The following is a 14,909-nucleotide window of genomic DNA, read 5'->3' on the forward strand; positions in this document are numbered from 1 at the left end:
GGTTGGCGGGACCGCCGGTTGGCGGACCGCCGGTTACCGGGTCTGCTGGGCCGGGACCCCGCGGGAGATCGGCTCGTCGTCCGAGGACGGCGTGCCGGCCGCGGCCACCGCGGCGCCCGTGAGCGTGGCGAGCATCTCGCGCACGTTGGTGAGCTGGGCGTTGATGGAGTCGCGGCGGTTGGTGAGGGCGGCCAGCTCGCGCTCGGATTCCGAACGGATCCGGTCCGCCTTGGCGTTGGCGTCGGCCACGATGTCCTCGGCCTGGCGCTGGGCGGTCTCCACCGTCTGGCGGGCGCGGCGCTCGGCGTCGGTGCGCAGCTTCTCGGCCTCCAGGCGCAGCTGCTCGGCGCGGTGCTCGATCTCGGCGAGGCGCTTCTCGGCCTTGGCCTGACGGGACGCCAGGTCGCGCTCGGACTGCTCGCGGCGCTTGGCCAGGTTCGTCTCGAAGTCCGCGGCGGCCTGGGCGGCCTTGGCGCGGGTCTCCTCGAACAGCGCGTCGGCCTCCTCGCGCTTGGACTGCGCGTCCTTCTGCGCCTCGGCGCGCAGCTGGGCGGCGTCGGCCTTGGCCTTCTCGACGATCCGGACGCCCTCGTCCTCGGCCTTCGCCTTGCGCTCGGCGGCGAACGCCTCGGCGTCGTTGCGCACCTGCTGGGCCGCCGACTCGGCCAGCTCACGGTGCTGCTCGGCCGCGCGACGGGCCTCCTCGCGCAGGTCCTTGGCCTCTTCCTCGGCGAGTCGCAGGATCTTCTCCACGCGCGCGCCGAGACCGGCGTACGACGGCTCGGCGTCGCTGACCTGGGCCTGGGCGTTCTGCGTTTCGAGGTGGAGCTCCTCGATGCGCTTTTCCAGAGCGGTGATGCGGGCGAGAGCACTGTCACGGTCGGAGACGAGCTTGGAGATACGTTCGTCCACCTGAGCGCGGTCGTATCCACGCCGCACAAGCTCGAAGCCGTAGGGGGAAGTGTCGCTCATGGGGTTCCTGTCGAATGAGACCGGTGAGGTGATAAGGGGAATCCTAGGGGCCGAAGCGGCGTGTCATCGAGCGGATGCGTGTTTGATCTGGAGAATGACACCCCTTTTGAGTGGCTGACCCTCGGATCGCTTGCCAGACACGTCGGCAAAGGCTTGGCCAAAGGCCCCGTCGGGGACGGGGTCAAAGACTCCAGCAAACACCGCTGCCCGCCTCCTCGGCTACCCGTCCGACGATTTGCCACCCGAACGAGGCGCGCCCACCGTGGCACCGGCCTTGACGCCGCCGTCCTTGCCGGCCGCCGGCGCCTCAAAAGACTCCAACGCCTCCAGCACGTCCTGGACACGGGAGATCTCGGCGTTGATGTCCTCGCGACGGCGCATCAGGACCTCCAGCTCGCGCTTGCCCTCCTCGACCGTGCGCTGGGCCTCGCGGACCGCCTCGGCCTTCAGCTCCTCGGCCTCCTTGATGAGCTTGGCCTTCTTCTGCTCGGCCTCCTTCAGCAGCCCCTCGGCCTTCTTCACCGCGGCGATCCGCACCTTGCCGGCCTCGGAGTTGGCCTCCGACACCAGCTCCTTCGCCTTCGCCTCGGCCTTGGCCAGCTGCTCCTCGGCGGCCTTGATCAGCGCGTCGCAGCGGTCGCCGGTCGACTTCATGGTGTCGGCGGCCTCGCGGCGGGCCCGCTCGTGCAGCTCCTCGATCTCGGTGGTGACGCGGTCGCGCAGCTCCTCCGCGCGCTCCCTTATGGCCGTCGCGTCCCGGCGGGCGCCGACCAGCAGCTCGTCCGCGTCCGTACGGGCCTTCTCCACCAGGGAGTTGCCCTCGATCGTCGCCTGCGAGACGATCCGCTCCGCCTCTTTGCGTGCCGCGCCCACCATGGTGTCGGCCTGCGACTCGGCGTCCGCGGTGGTCTTCAGCGCCTGCTCCTGCGCCTCCGCGAGCAGCTTGTCGACCTCCGCGGTGGTCTCCGAGATGAGCTTGTCGACCTGCTCGGCCGCCTCCGAACGCCGCTTGTTGGCCTCCTTGCGGGCCTCGTCCAGGGTCCGCTCGGCCTCCTCGCGCGCCGTCGCGGTGACCCGCTCGGCCTCCTCGGCCGCCTCGGCCCTGACCCGCTCCGACTCCGCCCGCACGCGCTCCGCGCGCGCCTGCGCCGACCCGACCGTCTCCGCGGCCTCGGCACGCAGCCGCTCCGCCTCGCCGGTGGCCTCCGCGAGCAGCTGCTCGGCGTTCGCGACCGCCTCGGTGCGCACCCGCTCGGCCTCGGTCAGCGCCTCGGTGGTGACGCGGTCCGCCTCGGCCAGTGCCTCGGTCGTGACGCGGTCCGCCTCCGCAAGCGCCTCCGTGCGCACCCGCTCGGCCTCGGCCGTGGTCTCCGTGCGCAGCCGCTCCGCCTCGGTGACCGCCTCGGTGGTGACGCGCTCGGCCTCCGCGGCCGCCTTCGTCGTGACCCGCTCGGCCTCCGCCAGCGCCTCGGTGCGCACCCGCTCGGCCTCGGCGGCCGTCTCCGTGGTCAGGCGCTCGGCCTCGGACCGCGCCTCGGTGATGAGGGTGTCCGCCTGCGTCGCCGCGTCCGAGCGGATCCGGTTGGCGTCCTCGCGGGCGTCCGCACGGGTGCGGGCCGCCGCCTGGTCGGCCTCGGCGAGGTTGTCCGTCGCCTCCGTGCGCAGCCGCTGGGCGTACTCCGACGCGTCCGACCGCACCCGCTCCGACTCGGCCAGCGCCTCCGCCATGGTGCGCTCCGCGAGCGCCTTGGCGGCCTCCACCTCCTCGGTGGCCTCGCGGCGCAGCCGGGTCGCGTCCTCGCTCGCCCGCTCCCGCTCGGCGTACGCGTCGGTGCGGACCCGGTCCGCCTCCTCCTCGGCCTCCCTGCGGGTGCGCTCCGCCGCGTGCTCGGCGGCGCTGCGCAGGCCCTGGATCTCCTGCTGCGCCTGCTCGTGCAGCCCGGCGACCGAGTCGCGCACCTGCTGGGCGTGGAGCTCGGCCGCGGCCACCATCTCGGTGGCGCGCCGGTCGGCCTCCTCGACCAGCCGGACCGCCTCGGCCTGCGCCTCCTCCACGCGCTTGCGCGCGCTCGCCAGCAGCTCCTCGCTCTGCTCGCGGGCCCGTTCGCGCTCCTGGTCGGCCTCCTGCCGGGCCGCGCCCAGCGTCTCCTCGGCCTCGCGGCGGCGCCGGGCGGCCTCCTCCTGCGCGGCGGCCAGCGTCTCCGACGCCTCCGCGGCCAGCCGCTCGGCGGCGGCCTGCGCCTCGGCGCGCATCCGGTCGGCGCTCTCCTGCGCCTCCTGCTTCAGCCGCTCCGCCTCCGCGGCGGCCTCCGACCGCAGCCGTACGGCGACGGCCTCGCCCTCCGCGCGGGACGCCGACGCGTCGGCGGCGGCCTCGTCACGCAGCCGCTCGGCCTCCGTCTCGGCCTGCTGCTGCAGCGTGCGGATCCGCTCGGCGGACTCGGCGCGCAGCCGGTCGGTCTCCTCGGTGGCCTCCCGGCGCAGCCGGGCGGCCTCCTCACGGGCCTCCGTCAGCGCCTGCTCGGCCGCGGCCAGCCGCTGCTCGGCCTCCGCGTGCAGGCGGGCCAGCTCCTCGGCGGCCTCCGCCTGCCGGGCCGCGACCGCCCGCTCGGTCTCCTCGCGCAGCTCGCGCGCCGCCCGCTCGGCCTCGGCCCTGACGGTCTCGGCCTGCTCGGCGGCCTCCTCGCGGTGGCGCTCGGCCTCCGCGCGGGTGCGCTCCAGGGTCTCCTCAGCCTGCCGGCGCAGCGTCGTCGCCCGCTCGATGGCCTCGGTGCGGACCTTCTCGCTGTCCGCGGTGGCGGTGCGGCGCAGCTCGTCCGCGTCGGCCTTCGCCTTGGCCAGCAGTTCCTCGGCGGACTTCGCCGCCTCCTCGATCTGCGCCACGGCCTCCTTGCGGGCCGCGGCGCGGATCTTCTCGCCCTCCTCGACCGCGTCGGCGCGCAGCTGCTCGGCCTCGCCGCGCAGCCGGCGGGCCTCCTCCTGCAACTCGACGGTCTTGGCGCGGTACTCCTCGGTGTCGTCCTTCGCCGCGCCCTTGAGCTGCTCGGCGATGTCGTGCGCCTCGGCGCGCAGCCGGTCCGCCTCGGCCTCGGCCTCGCGGCGGATCCGCTCGGCCTCCTCGGCGGCGGCCCTGGTGGTCTTCTTGGCGTCCTCGGACGCCTTGGTCAGCACGTCCTCGGCGGTCTTCGCCGCCTTCGACAGCTGGGTGGCGGTCTCCTCGGCGGCGATCGCACGGGCCTTCTCGACGGCCTCCGCGACGATCTTCTCGGCCTCCGCGCGGGCGTCCGCGACCAGCTGCTCGGCCTCCGCCTTGGTGGACTCGGCCTCCTTGGTGGCCTCGCTGACCAGCCGGGCGACCTGCTCCTTGGCGGTGCGGGTGCGGGTCTCGTTGGCGGCCTCGGCGCTCGCCAGGGTCTTGGCGGCGGCCTCCTTGGCCTCGGTGACCAGCTTCTCCGCCTCGGACTGCGCCTTGCGCAGCGCCTCCTCGGCCTGGGCCATCCGCTGCTCGGCGGCGCGGCTCAGCTCGGCGGCCTGCCGGCGGGCGGCCTCCGACTCGCTGGCGGTGGAGGTGCGCAGCTGCTCGGCGTGGTCGGTGGCCTCCTGCGCCTGCGTGGAGGCGGCGTTGAGCAGCCGCTCGGCGTCCGCGCGGGCGCGGCGCAGCAGCTGTTCGGCCTCCGCGCGGGCCGCCTCGGCCTCGGCCTGCAGGCGCTGGCGGGCCTCGGCGGTGAGCCGTTCGGCCTCCGCGCGGGCGGCGGCCATCGCCTGCTCGGCCTCCGCGCGGGACTCCTCCAGCAGCCGGCGCGCCTGCTGCTCGGTGCGGGCACGCAACTGCTCCGCCCACGCCACGTTCTCGTTGACGTGCGACTCGACGGTCTGCCGGCGTTCGGCCAGCTCCTGGTCGAGCTGCTGGCGCCGGGTCACGGCCTCCTGGTGCAGCTCCGCCTGGAGCCGGGCGGCCTGCTCGGCGTGCTCCTGAAGGATGCGCTGGGTCTGCGCCCTGGCCTGGCTCAGCTCGCGCTCGGCGTCGGCGCGGATCTGGTCGGCCTGCATCTGCGCGTTGCGCAGCAACTGTTCGGCCTGGTAGCCGATGTCGGCGCTGTCGTAGGCGGGCCGGGTCATGAGGGTGCGGCGCGCCTCGTGCAGCTTGGCCCGCAACACCTCGACCTGGTAGCCGAGGTCCTCGGCGTGCTGGATGGCCTTTTCCCGCTCGGTCCTCAGCCGCTTCATCTCGGCCTCGAACCGAGAGAGGTGGTCGACGTCAGCCGCCGGCTCTCGCTCCTGGCTCTCGTAGCCCCGCACTGCGCGGTCCCATCCGTCCCCTGGTCGCAAGTCTCTCCAAACGAGCTCCGTCCATCCGCCGAACGGGGCCCCCGGGGAATGGTGTCAGATCAACGACGGAACACGGGCTGCTGCCCCGACGCTCGTCCCCCGAAACCCGGACCCCGGCACGGGTCGCCCCGGTGGAAGCGGGGCGACCGACCCCAACCCTACCGGCCCCTATGTACGAGGGTCAGTGCTCAGGTGACTCAACAGGCGCCGAAGTGACCAGTTCTGTCAGGACGCCATGGCAGTCCTTGGGGTGCAGGAAGGTGATCCGCGACCCCATGGAGCCGCGCCGGGGCTCGTCGTAGAGCACCCGCACGCCCTTGTCCTTGATGGCGGCGGCGTCCCCGTCGACGTCCGCGGTGCCGAAGGCGATGTGGTGGACGCCCTCGCCGTTCCTGGCCAGCCACTTGGCGACGGTGGAGTCCTCGCGGGTCGGTTCCAGGAGCTGGAGGTACGACGCCCCGCCGTCGGACGTATCGTTGATCTTGAGCATGGCCTCGCGCACGCCCTGCTCTTCGTTGACCTCGGTGTGGAACACCTCGAAGCCATACGTGGCACGGTAGAACTCGACGGTCTTGTCGAGGTCGAAACAGGCGATCCCGATGTGGTCGATTCGCGTCAGCATGGACTCAGTGCAGCGCTCCGGAGGTGGTTACGCAACGTGCGCGCGATCACACCGACAGCCCGATGACGGGCGGGATACCGCTCAGTACATTCGAGTAAACCCTCGTTCACTCCTCGGCTGTGCAGCCGGTAAGGGGATCGCAGCTCATGTCTTCTGGAACTTCTGGGACAAACGGCACGACGTCCGTCATCGTCGCGGGTGCGCGTACCCCGATGGGGCGGCTGCTCGGCTCGCTGAAGTCCTTCTCCGGAGCCGACCTCGGCGGCTTCGCGATCAAGGCCGCCCTCGACCGTGCGGGGATCGGCGGCGACCAGGTGCAGTACGTGATCATGGGCCAGGTGCTCCAGGCCGGCGCGGGCCAGATCCCGGCCCGCCAGGCGGCCGTCAAGGCGGGCATCCCGATGAACGTCCCCGCGCTCACCATCAACAAGGTCTGCCTCTCCGGCCTCGACGCCATCGCGCTGGCCGACCAGCTGATCCGCGCCGGCGAGTTCGACATCGTGGTCGCCGGCGGCCAGGAGTCCATGACCAACGCCCCCCACCTGCTGCCGAAGTCCCGCGAGGGCTTCAAGTACGGCGCGGTGCAGATGCTCGACGCGATGGCGTACGACGGTCTGACCGACGCCTTCGAGAACATCGCCATGGGCGAGTCCACGGAGAAGCACAACGCCCGCCTCGGCATCAGCCGCGAGGCGCAGGACGAGATCGCCGCCCTGTCCCACCAGCGGGCCGCCGCCGCGCAGAAGAACGGCGTCTTCGAGGCCGAGATCACCCCGGTCGAGATCCCGCAGCGCAAGGGCGATCCCGTTCTCTTCAGCAAGGACGAGGGCATCCGCGGCGACACCACCGTGGAGTCCCTGGCCAAGCTGCGCCCGGCGTTCTCCAAGGACGGCACGATCACCGCCGGCTCCTCCTCGCAGATCTCCGACGGCGCCGCCGCGGTGGTGGTGATGAGCAAGGCCAAGGCGCAGGAGCTGGGCCTGGACTGGATCGCCGAGATCGGCGCCCACGGCAACGTCGCCGGCCCGGACAACTCTTTGCAGTCGCAGCCGTCGAACGCGATCGCACACGCCCTGAAGAAGGAGGGCCTGGAGGTCTCCGACCTCGACCTGATCGAGATCAACGAGGCCTTCGCCGCGGTCGCCGTGCAGTCAATGAAGGACCTCGGCGTGTCCACCGAAAAGGTGAACGTCAACGGGGGTGCCATCGCCCTGGGGCACCCGATCGGCATGTCCGGCGCCCGGCTCGTGCTGCACCTCGCGCTGGAGCTGAAGCGGCGCGGCGGCGGTGTCGGCGCGGCCGCGCTGTGCGGCGGCGGCGGCCAGGGCGACGCGCTGATCGTGCGGGTGCCGAAGGCCTGAGCGGCCCTTTCGATAGCCGATCTCTAGTGAACGGAGCTGTGATGCAGGACGTCTCCTCGCTGGTCGCCCAGGCCAGGGAAGGCCGGCCACGGGCCGTGGCCCGGCTGATCTCCCTGGTGGAGGGGGCGTCCCCGCAGCTCAGGGAGGTCATGGCGGCGCTCGCCCCGCTCACCGGCAACGCCTACGTCGTCGGTCTGACCGGCTCGCCCGGCGTCGGCAAGTCCACGTCCACCTCCGCGCTGGTCACGGCGTACCGCAAGCAGGGCAAGCGGGTCGGCGTCCTGGCCGTCGACCCCTCGTCCCCGTTCTCGGGCGGCGCCCTGCTCGGCGACCGCGTCCGCATGTCGGAGCACGCCTCCGACCCCGGCGTCTACATCCGCTCCATGGCGACCCGCGGCCACCTCGGCGGCCTCGCCTGGGCCGCGCCCCAGGCGATCCGGGTCCTGGACGCCGCGGGCTGCGACGTGATCCTGGTGGAGACGGTCGGCGTCGGCCAGTCGGAGGTCGAGATCGCCTCCCAGGCCGACACCTCCGTCGTCCTGCTGGCCCCCGGCATGGGCGACGGCATCCAGGCGGCGAAGGCCGGAATCCTGGAGATCGGCGACGTCTACGTCGTCAACAAGGCCGACCGTGACGGCGCCGACGCCACCGCCCGCGAGCTGAACCACATGCTGGGCCTCGGCGAGTCCCGCGGCCCCGGCGACTGGCGGCCCCCGATCGTGAAGACGGTCGCCGCGCGCGCCGAGGGCGTCGACGAGGTGGTGGAGGCCCTGGAGAAGCACCGGGCCTGGATGGAGGAGCGCGGCGTCCTCGCCGAACGCCGCCTCGCCCGCGCCGCCCGCGAGGTCGAGACCATCGCGGTCACCGCCCTGCGCGAGCGCATCGGCGACCTCCACGGCGACCGCAGGCTGTCCGCCCTCGCGGAACGGATCGTCGCGGGCGAGCTGGATCCCTACCGCGCGGCGGACGAGCTGGTCGCGGGGCTGACGGAGGCCTAGGGCGGCTGAGGTCCAAGGTGGACGCGCCGCGTCGCCGGGTGCGGGCAGTGAGGGTTGCTCGCACAGTTCCCCGCGCCCCTCGAACGCGGTTCCGCCGCGCGGGCGCGTCAGCGCCCGAAGGGGCGCGGGGAACTGCGCGACCAGCCACCTACCGCCCGCACCCGGCGACGAAAGCCCGGCCCCGCAGGACCCACCCGCTCAGTCCTCCTCGGAGTCCGTCTCGGAACCGGAGTCGTCCCGCTCCGCCGTGACCTTCCCCGTCTTCAGGTCGACGCGCCAGTCCTGCCCGGACTCCCCGGCGGTCTCCACGTCCCACCCCGCGGAGCGCCCCTCGTCGTCGAGGTCCACGGACGTCACGACCCCCTCCGCGGCAGCGGCCCGCGCCGCCTCACGGGCGTCCACGTCGGCGCCCTTGAGCAGCGCGCGCGCCTTTGCGACGTCGTCCTCGTCCTTGTCGGTCTCCGTGCCGAGGACCTTGCCGCTCGCCGGGTCCACCCGGACGGTGTACGAGGTGCTGCCGGAGCCCAGGACGTCGACCTCCCAGGCGGCGACGTCCCGCTTGCCGTTCCCGCCGTCGTCCCCGTCCTCGTCCCGGTCGTCGTCCAGGTCCACGGAGACCACGGTGCCCGCCCGCTCCTTCAGCGCGGCGTCGATGGCCTCCACGGCGGTCACCTCGCTCGCGGCCGCCCGGTCGGCGGAGCCGTCCGCGACGGCACCCTTCGCCCCGTCGTCACCGTTCGCGAAGGCGACCGCGGCTCCTCCGCCGAGCAGGGCGGTCGCGGTGACGGCGGCGATGACGATGTTGCGCTTCATGAGGACCCTCCAGGTCGACTCGCTCGGTTGCGACGTGATCCACCCTGCCGAGCCGAACCTGAAGCCACGCTGAAGCGACCTGAAGATCGCTTCAGCTTCGGTTTGCCACCCTGTACGCATGCGCCTGCTGATCGTCGAGGACGAGAGACGCCTCGCCCTGTCCCTGGCCAACGGCCTCACCGCCGAGGGCTACGCCGTGGACGTCGTCCACGACGGCCTGGAGGGCCTGCACCGGGCGAGCGAGTCGCCGTACGACCTGGTCGTCCTCGACATCATGCTGCCGGGCATGAACGGCTACCGCGTCTGCTCCGCCCTGCGCGCCGCGGGGAACGACGTGCCGATCCTGATGCTGACCGCCAAGGACGGCGAGTACGACGAGGCGGAGGGCCTGGACACCGGCGCCGACGACTACCTGACGAAACCGTTCTCGTACGTCGTCCTGGTGGCCCGGATCAAGGCGCTGCTGCGCCGCCGGAACACGGGGAGCGGCACCCCGGTGATCACGCTCGGCCCGCTGCGGCTGGACACCGGCGCCCGGCGGGTGGACAGGGACGGCGCGGAGGTCCCCCTCACGGCCAAGGAGTTCGCGGTGCTGGAGCAGCTCGCGCTGCGCGCCGGCGAGGTGGTCTCCAAGACGGAGATCCTGGAGCACGTGTGGGACTTCGCCTACGAGGGCGATCCGAACATCGTCGAGGTGTACGTCAGCGCCCTGCGCCGCAAGCTGGGCGCCCCGCTGATCCGTACCGTCCGGGGCGCCGGCTACCGCCTGGAGACCCCGCGATGACACGCCTGTTCGGTTCCGTACGGGCACGCGCCGCACTGGCCGCGACCCTGGTCGTCGCGGTCGCGCTGCTCGCCGCCGGCACGGCCGTCCTGCTGTCGCTGCGCGGTGGCCTGGAGAGCCGGGCGGACGCCGAGGCCGACGCCGTCGCCCGCCAGGTCGCCTCCCGGATCGCCGCCCGCATCCCCTACGCCGACCTGGACCTGCCGGACGGCGACGACCACCCCGTGCAGGTCGTCGACGAGGACGGCAGGGTCCTCGCCGTCAGCGAGGGACTGGAGGCCGTCAGCGGCACCGGCACGTCCGGCGTCACCCCGCTCCACAGCCCCGCGCCCGAGCCGGAGCACGATGACCAGGCTGCCGAGGCCGCCGAGTCCGGCGAACTCGCGGAGATCGACTGGCACGGGCAGGGCACCGCCACCGTGGACGGCGAGCGCCAGGAGTACCGCTTCGCCGGGGCGGAGGTCACCGACCTCCGCGACGAGACGGTCCGGGTCTACGCCGGTGCCTCGCTCGCGGCCCAGCAGGACGCGGTGCGCACCGCCTCCGGGGTGATGCTGGCCGGGTTCCCGCTGCTGCTGGCCGTCGTGGCCTCGGTGACCTGGCTGGTCACCCGGCGGGCCCTGCGCCCGGTCGAGGACATCCGCCGCGAGATGGCGGAGATCACCGCCTCGGCGGACCTGACCCGGCGGGTGCCGGAGCCCGCCACCCACGACGAGATCGCCCGGCTGGCCCGCACCACCAACGAGACCCTGGCCGCGCTGGAGACCTCCGTGGAGCGCCAGCGCCGGTTCGTCGCCGACGCCTCCCACGAGCTGCGCAGCCCGATCGCCTCGCTGCGCACCCAGCTGGAGGTGGCCGCCGCCCATCCCGCGCTGCTGGACCTCGACGGGGCGGTCGAGGACACCGTACGGCTGCAGCGGCTCGCCGCCGACCTGCTGCTGCTGGCCCGGCTGGACGCCGGGGAGCGGCCCGCCGACGCCCGGGTGGACCTGTCGGCGCTGGCCCGCGAGGAGGCGGCGGGGCGGCCGATGGTGACCGTCGAGGCCGGGCCGGCCGGGCCGGCCGGGGCGGAAGTGGCCGGATCGCGCGGTCAGCTGGGCCGGGTGCTGGCCAATCTGCTGGACAACGCCGAGCGGCACGCGCGCTCGGCGGTCACCGTGACCGTCCGCCGGGACGGGGACCGGGCGGCCGTGGTGCGGGTCGCCGACGACGGCGAGGGGGTGCCCGAGGCCGACCGGGAGCGGATCTTCGAGCGGTTCGTCCGGCTGGACGACGCCCGCAGCCGCGACGAGGGCGGCGCCGGGCTGGGCCTGGCGATCGCCCGCGACGTGGCCGTCCGGCACGGCGGGACCCTCACGGCCGGTGAGGCCCCGGGCGGCGGAGCCCTGTTCGAGCTCCGCCTGCCACTGGCCTAGGCCTCTGGCACTGCGTGGTCAGGGGCGTCCGCGCTGGCCGCGCAGGTGCTCGGCGATGGGCCGGAACGCCTTGTCCAGCTCGGTCAGGGCCTCGGGGGAGAGGAGGTCGATGAAGTGCCTGCGCACGGACGCCACGTGGTGCGGGGCGACCTTGCGCATCGTCTCCATGCCGTGATCGGTGAGGACGGCGAACAGTCCCCGGCGGTCGGACTCGCAGTTCTCCCGGCGCACCAGGCCGGCGTTCTCCATGCGCGTGATCTGGTGCGAGAGGCGGCTCTTGGACTGCAGGGTGGCGGAGGCCAGATCGCTCATGCGCATGCGCAGATCGTCCGACTCCGAGAGATTCACCAGGATTTCGTAGTCGTTCATCGTCAGGCCGAACGGCTGCAGATCCTTTTCGAGCTGGTATGTCAACAGCCTGTTGACCTCCAGGTGGGTGCGCCAGGCACACTGCTCCGCATCGGTCAGCCAGCGCGTGGCCGTCTCGGTCTCCATGAATGAAGTCTACCTAAGAAGTTGAAATGTGAACTAGTCTTGGGTGGTGTGACAGTGCGCACGCGTTCGATGTCACACTCCGCAGACTACCGCTCACAGCCCGAAGCGACGCTGGAGGTCTCCCAGCTGTCCGGGAAGGCGCGGTGTCCCGGCCGATGCCCCGTGTCCTCCGGACATTCCCGCGCCGGGCACTCCCGCCCGCTGCGGAACCGCCCCCGCGTCCTGCTCGGGAACCAGGGTCTCGGTGGACTGGAGCAGGACGGTGCCCGCTCCCACGAACTCGAACTGATGCTCCTCTCCGGAAGCCCCGCCGAGGCCCGTCATCGCACGTAGACCGCCCAGAACGCCCGTCAGGTACCCGTGGTCGTAGTGATGGCACGGTGACGGGCAGTCGGCCCAGCCGACGAGCGCCTGCGGGTCCACCCGGATCGGGGGTTCCATGAACACCACCGGCCCGTTAGATGCGGCCACGAACTTCCCGGTTCCGAGGAGCGTCAGAAAGCCCGGCACGATCGACTGCTTGAGGGAGAGAGTTGGCTGAAAAGCGAGCAGATTCCCTGCCCGAACGGTCAAATTGCCGTCCTCGAGGTCGTACGCGTTCACATCGAAGGCCCGGTCGGCGAGCAGCATCTTGCCCGAGCCCTCCGCCACCACCCAGTCGGAGGCGTGCAGCGGCGAATGGAACGACGTGCGCACCAGCCGCTCCAGCCGGCCGTGCCCGATGCCGTTGAAGTCGATCGAGCCGTAGTAGGCGATCATCTTGCCCTTCTGCAGGAACCACCGGCTCCCCGACAGCTCCGCACAGAAGGTGTACGGGTTCACGTTGTCGTCGGCGGGGAGGGTGGCGGGGTCGAAGACCGCCGGGCCGCCGCCGGGCGTCGCGTACGTGCTCACAGCTTCTCCTCCGAGGCCTGGACGTAGACCGCGCCGTTGCCGCTCAGCTCCAGCTGGAACGCCTCGCCGGACCCGCGGCCCACCATGTCCCGCCAGCCCAGGGCGGTCGACAGCTTGTTGCGCAGGTCGCCGTGGTGGGCGACGTACGCCTGCGGGTCGACGTGCACCGGGCGCTGCGGGGTGACCGGGATCTTCAGGACACCGCCGTGCGCCATCACGGCGACGGCCCCGTGGCCCTCCAGGGTGGTGGTGAACAGCCCCTGCCCGGTGACCTGCCCGCGCACCATGCCCATGACGCCGCCCTGCGAGCCCATGAACATCGTCCCCTGCCGGAGCGTGCCCTCGAACGCCAGCAGCCGGTCCGCCTCGACGTACAGGGTGTCGCCGGCGAGGCGGATCACCTGGACGTGGTGGCCGCCGTGCCCGAAGAGGACCGTGCCGCTGCCCTCCACGGTCATCAGCGGGGTGTCCTCGTCGGCCAGCCGGCGGCCGATCATCGACATGACGCCGCCCCGGCCGCCCGTTATGTTCGGGGTGAAGGTCACCTCGCCCCGGTACGCGAGCATCGCGCCGCGCTGACTGAACAGCCGCTGCCCCGGCACGACGGTCGCCTCGACCATCTTCGGATTGATCTCCCGGAAGGTCATCTCACACGTCCCCCGCGATCGTGTTGCGCTCGCTGGGCTGGACGTACACCAGCCCGTCCCCCTCGAAGCGGATCTGGAAGGCCTCGCCGCCGCCCTCGCCGAGGAACGTGCGGAACGTCACACCGGACTGGAAGGACTGCCGCAGGTTCCCCTGGTGGGCCACGTACGCCCCCGGGTCGACCGAGAGCGGATACTGCGGGCTGACCCGCAGCACCACCGCGGGCCCGTCCGAGGTGATCGCCGCCTGTCCGTGCCCCTCGACGGTGGTGGTGAACAGGCCGTTGCCCTGGGAGGCGCCGCGCAGTCCGGTGAAGCCGGTGCCGGTGCGCAGCCCGCCGTCGGTCGCGAGCAGGTTGCTCGACTCCACGAACAGCTTGTCGCCCTGGAGCGTCACCAGGCTGATCTCAAACGCCCGGTCCGCGAACCAGCACGTCCCGTGCCCCTTCACCTCCATCACGGTCATCTGCTCGCCGGTGATCCGCCGGGTCACCATGCCCCGTATGCCCTCACCGCCCCCGCTGAGCTTCTTGAACGCCATCTGTCCGTCGTACGCGACCATCGACCCGTTCTTCGCGCGCACGGCGTCCCCGGTCATGTCGACGGCGAGCACCCTGCCGCCCTGAAGTCGGAACATCGCCACACCTGCGAAGGTAGCCGCCGGGGGCGGCCCGCCGACAGGGGCGCGGACCCCGAACGGACCCGGAGCGGACCCCGAACGGACCCGGAGCGGACCCCGAACGGACCCGGAGCGGGACCCGGAGGGGAACCCGCAGCCGGCACCCGGGCGCACCTCGGGGCCGCCGTTCGCCCGACCCTGGGGCAAGCCCGCGGGTGACCGTTTGCCACAATGGAACGGCGTTTGTGCATCCGTTCACAAACAGACCGCGTCCCGTGACGACTCTCCCACCGAAGGTGACCCGTGGACATCAAGACCGCCAGTGCCCTGCGCCGCCTCCGCCTGGTTTCGGCTCCCGAGGCCATCTCGTTCCTGCTCCTGCTCGTCTGCTCCGTGTTGAAGCGGACGACGGACTTCAACGCGGTGCCCGTCATGGGTGCGGTGCACGGCGTGCTGTTCATCCTGTACGTGATCTTCTGGGCGGACGCCTGGAACCGCGCCAAGTGGTCCTTCAAGACCGCCGCCCTCTACTTCGTCCTCTCGGTCCTGCCGGCCGGCGGCTTCTTCGCCGAGCGCAGGCTGCGGCGTGAGGCCGAGGACGCGGTGATCGCCTCGCGCGCCCGCAAGGAAGGGGTCGTGAACGCATGATCGTCGCCTTCTCCGTGACGCCGCTCGGCGTCGGCGAGGACGTGGGGGAGTACGTCGCCGACGCCGTCCGCGTGGTCCGCGAGTCCGGTCTCCCGAACCGCACCGACGCGATGTTCACCTCCATCGAGGGCGAGTGGGACGAGGTCATGGACGTCGTCAGGCGGGCCGTGGCCGCCGTGGAGGCCCGCGCGCCCCGCGTGTCCCTGGTGCTCAAGGCGGACATCCGGCCCGGCGTCACCGACGGCCTCACCTCGAAGGTGGCGACCGTCGAGCGGCACCTGGCCGGCGAGTAGCGGCACGACGAGGCGAGGCGAC

General features: G+C 72.5%; 14 protein-coding genes. 6 read left to right on the forward strand and 8 right to left on the reverse strand.

The features are described 5' to 3' along the window. Nucleotides 1-33: 33 nt before the first annotated feature. The 3 genes from G7Z13_RS24205 to mce form a co-directional block, all read right to left on the reverse strand. A complete protein-coding gene (locus tag G7Z13_RS24205; protein ID WP_166002333.1) occupies nt 34-972 on the reverse strand; it encodes a cellulose-binding protein in 939 nt (312 codons plus the stop codon). Nucleotides 973-1,191: 219 nt separating this feature from the next. Beyond that, the gene (scy, locus tag G7Z13_RS24210; RefSeq protein ID WP_166002334.1) at nt 1,192-5,271 is read right to left on the reverse strand and encodes a polarized growth protein Scy; all 4,080 of its coding nucleotides are present in this window, start codon (nt 5,269-5,271) and stop codon (nt 1,192-1,194) included. Nucleotides 5,272-5,482: 211 nt separating this feature from the next. Next, nucleotides 5,483-5,923, reverse strand: a complete 441-nt coding sequence (gene mce / locus G7Z13_RS24215) for a methylmalonyl-CoA epimerase (RefSeq protein ID WP_166002335.1) — start codon at nt 5,921-5,923, stop codon at nt 5,483-5,485. Between the two features lie 146 nt (nt 5,924-6,069). Between mce and G7Z13_RS24220 the strand changes: the two genes are divergently transcribed. Both G7Z13_RS24220 and meaB read left to right on the forward strand, forming a co-directional pair. Continuing rightward, nucleotides 6,070-7,284 (forward strand): acetyl-CoA C-acetyltransferase, encoded by a 1,215-nt coding sequence (locus G7Z13_RS24220; RefSeq protein ID WP_166002336.1) that lies wholly within the window; start codon nt 6,070-6,072, stop codon nt 7,282-7,284. Nucleotides 7,285-7,325: 41 nt separating this feature from the next. Beyond that, nucleotides 7,326-8,282: a methylmalonyl Co-A mutase-associated GTPase MeaB gene (gene meaB / locus G7Z13_RS24225; protein WP_166002337.1), complete on the forward strand. Its 957-nt coding sequence runs from the start codon at nt 7,326-7,328 to the stop codon at nt 8,280-8,282. A gap of 198 nt (nt 8,283-8,480) precedes the next feature. On the opposite strand, the gene G7Z13_RS24230 is transcribed toward meaB, so the two are convergent. Then, entirely contained in the window at nt 8,481-9,095 is a 615-nt protein-coding gene (locus G7Z13_RS24230) for a PepSY domain-containing protein (RefSeq protein WP_166002338.1), read from the reverse strand. A 118-nt stretch (nt 9,096-9,213) separates the two neighbouring features. Between G7Z13_RS24230 and G7Z13_RS24235 the strand changes: the two genes are divergently transcribed. Further along, the gene (locus G7Z13_RS24235) at nt 9,214-9,879 is read left to right on the forward strand and encodes a response regulator transcription factor (protein WP_166002339.1); all 666 of its coding nucleotides are present in this window, start codon (nt 9,214-9,216) and stop codon (nt 9,877-9,879) included. Continuing rightward, a complete protein-coding gene (locus G7Z13_RS24240; RefSeq protein WP_166002340.1) occupies nt 9,876-11,294 on the forward strand; it encodes a HAMP domain-containing sensor histidine kinase in 1,419 nt (472 codons plus the stop codon). Before G7Z13_RS24235 ends, G7Z13_RS24240 begins: the two co-directional genes overlap by 4 nt. 18 nt (nt 11,295-11,312) lie before the next feature. On the opposite strand, the gene G7Z13_RS24245 is transcribed toward G7Z13_RS24240, so the two are convergent. The 4 genes from G7Z13_RS24245 to G7Z13_RS24260 form a co-directional block, all read right to left on the reverse strand. Then, nucleotides 11,313-11,789, reverse strand: coding sequence for a MarR family transcriptional regulator (locus G7Z13_RS24245; protein WP_166002341.1), 477 nt, complete (start codon nt 11,787-11,789; stop codon nt 11,313-11,315). Between the two features lie 93 nt (nt 11,790-11,882). Further along, on the reverse strand, nt 11,883-12,683 hold the full coding sequence (locus G7Z13_RS24250) for an AIM24 family protein (protein WP_166002342.1): 801 nt from the start codon (nt 12,681-12,683) through the stop codon (nt 11,883-11,885). Then, a complete protein-coding gene (locus tag G7Z13_RS24255; protein WP_166002343.1) occupies nt 12,680-13,330 on the reverse strand; it encodes an AIM24 family protein in 651 nt (216 codons plus the stop codon). The genes G7Z13_RS24250 and G7Z13_RS24255 overlap by 4 nt, the downstream gene beginning before the upstream one ends. 1 nt (nt 13,331) lies before the next feature. Then, on the reverse strand, nt 13,332-13,964 hold the full coding sequence (locus tag G7Z13_RS24260; protein WP_166002344.1) for an AIM24 family protein: 633 nt from the start codon (nt 13,962-13,964) through the stop codon (nt 13,332-13,334). 285 nt (nt 13,965-14,249) lie between these two features. Here G7Z13_RS24260 and G7Z13_RS24265 point away from each other — a divergent pair, with 285 nt between their 5' ends. Both G7Z13_RS24265 and G7Z13_RS24270 read left to right on the forward strand, forming a co-directional pair. Continuing rightward, complete coding sequence (locus G7Z13_RS24265) at nt 14,250-14,594, forward strand: DUF3817 domain-containing protein (protein WP_166002345.1); 345 nt, start codon at nt 14,250-14,252, stop codon at nt 14,592-14,594. Then, nucleotides 14,591-14,887, forward strand: coding sequence for an MTH1187 family thiamine-binding protein (locus tag G7Z13_RS24270; RefSeq protein WP_166002346.1), 297 nt, complete (start codon nt 14,591-14,593; stop codon nt 14,885-14,887). Before G7Z13_RS24265 ends, G7Z13_RS24270 begins: the two co-directional genes overlap by 4 nt. The last annotated feature ends 22 nt before the right edge of the window (nt 14,888-14,909 follow it).

Source organism: Streptomyces sp. JB150 (assembly GCF_011193355.1).
GTDB lineage: Bacteria > Actinomycetota > Actinomycetes > Streptomycetales > Streptomycetaceae > Streptomyces.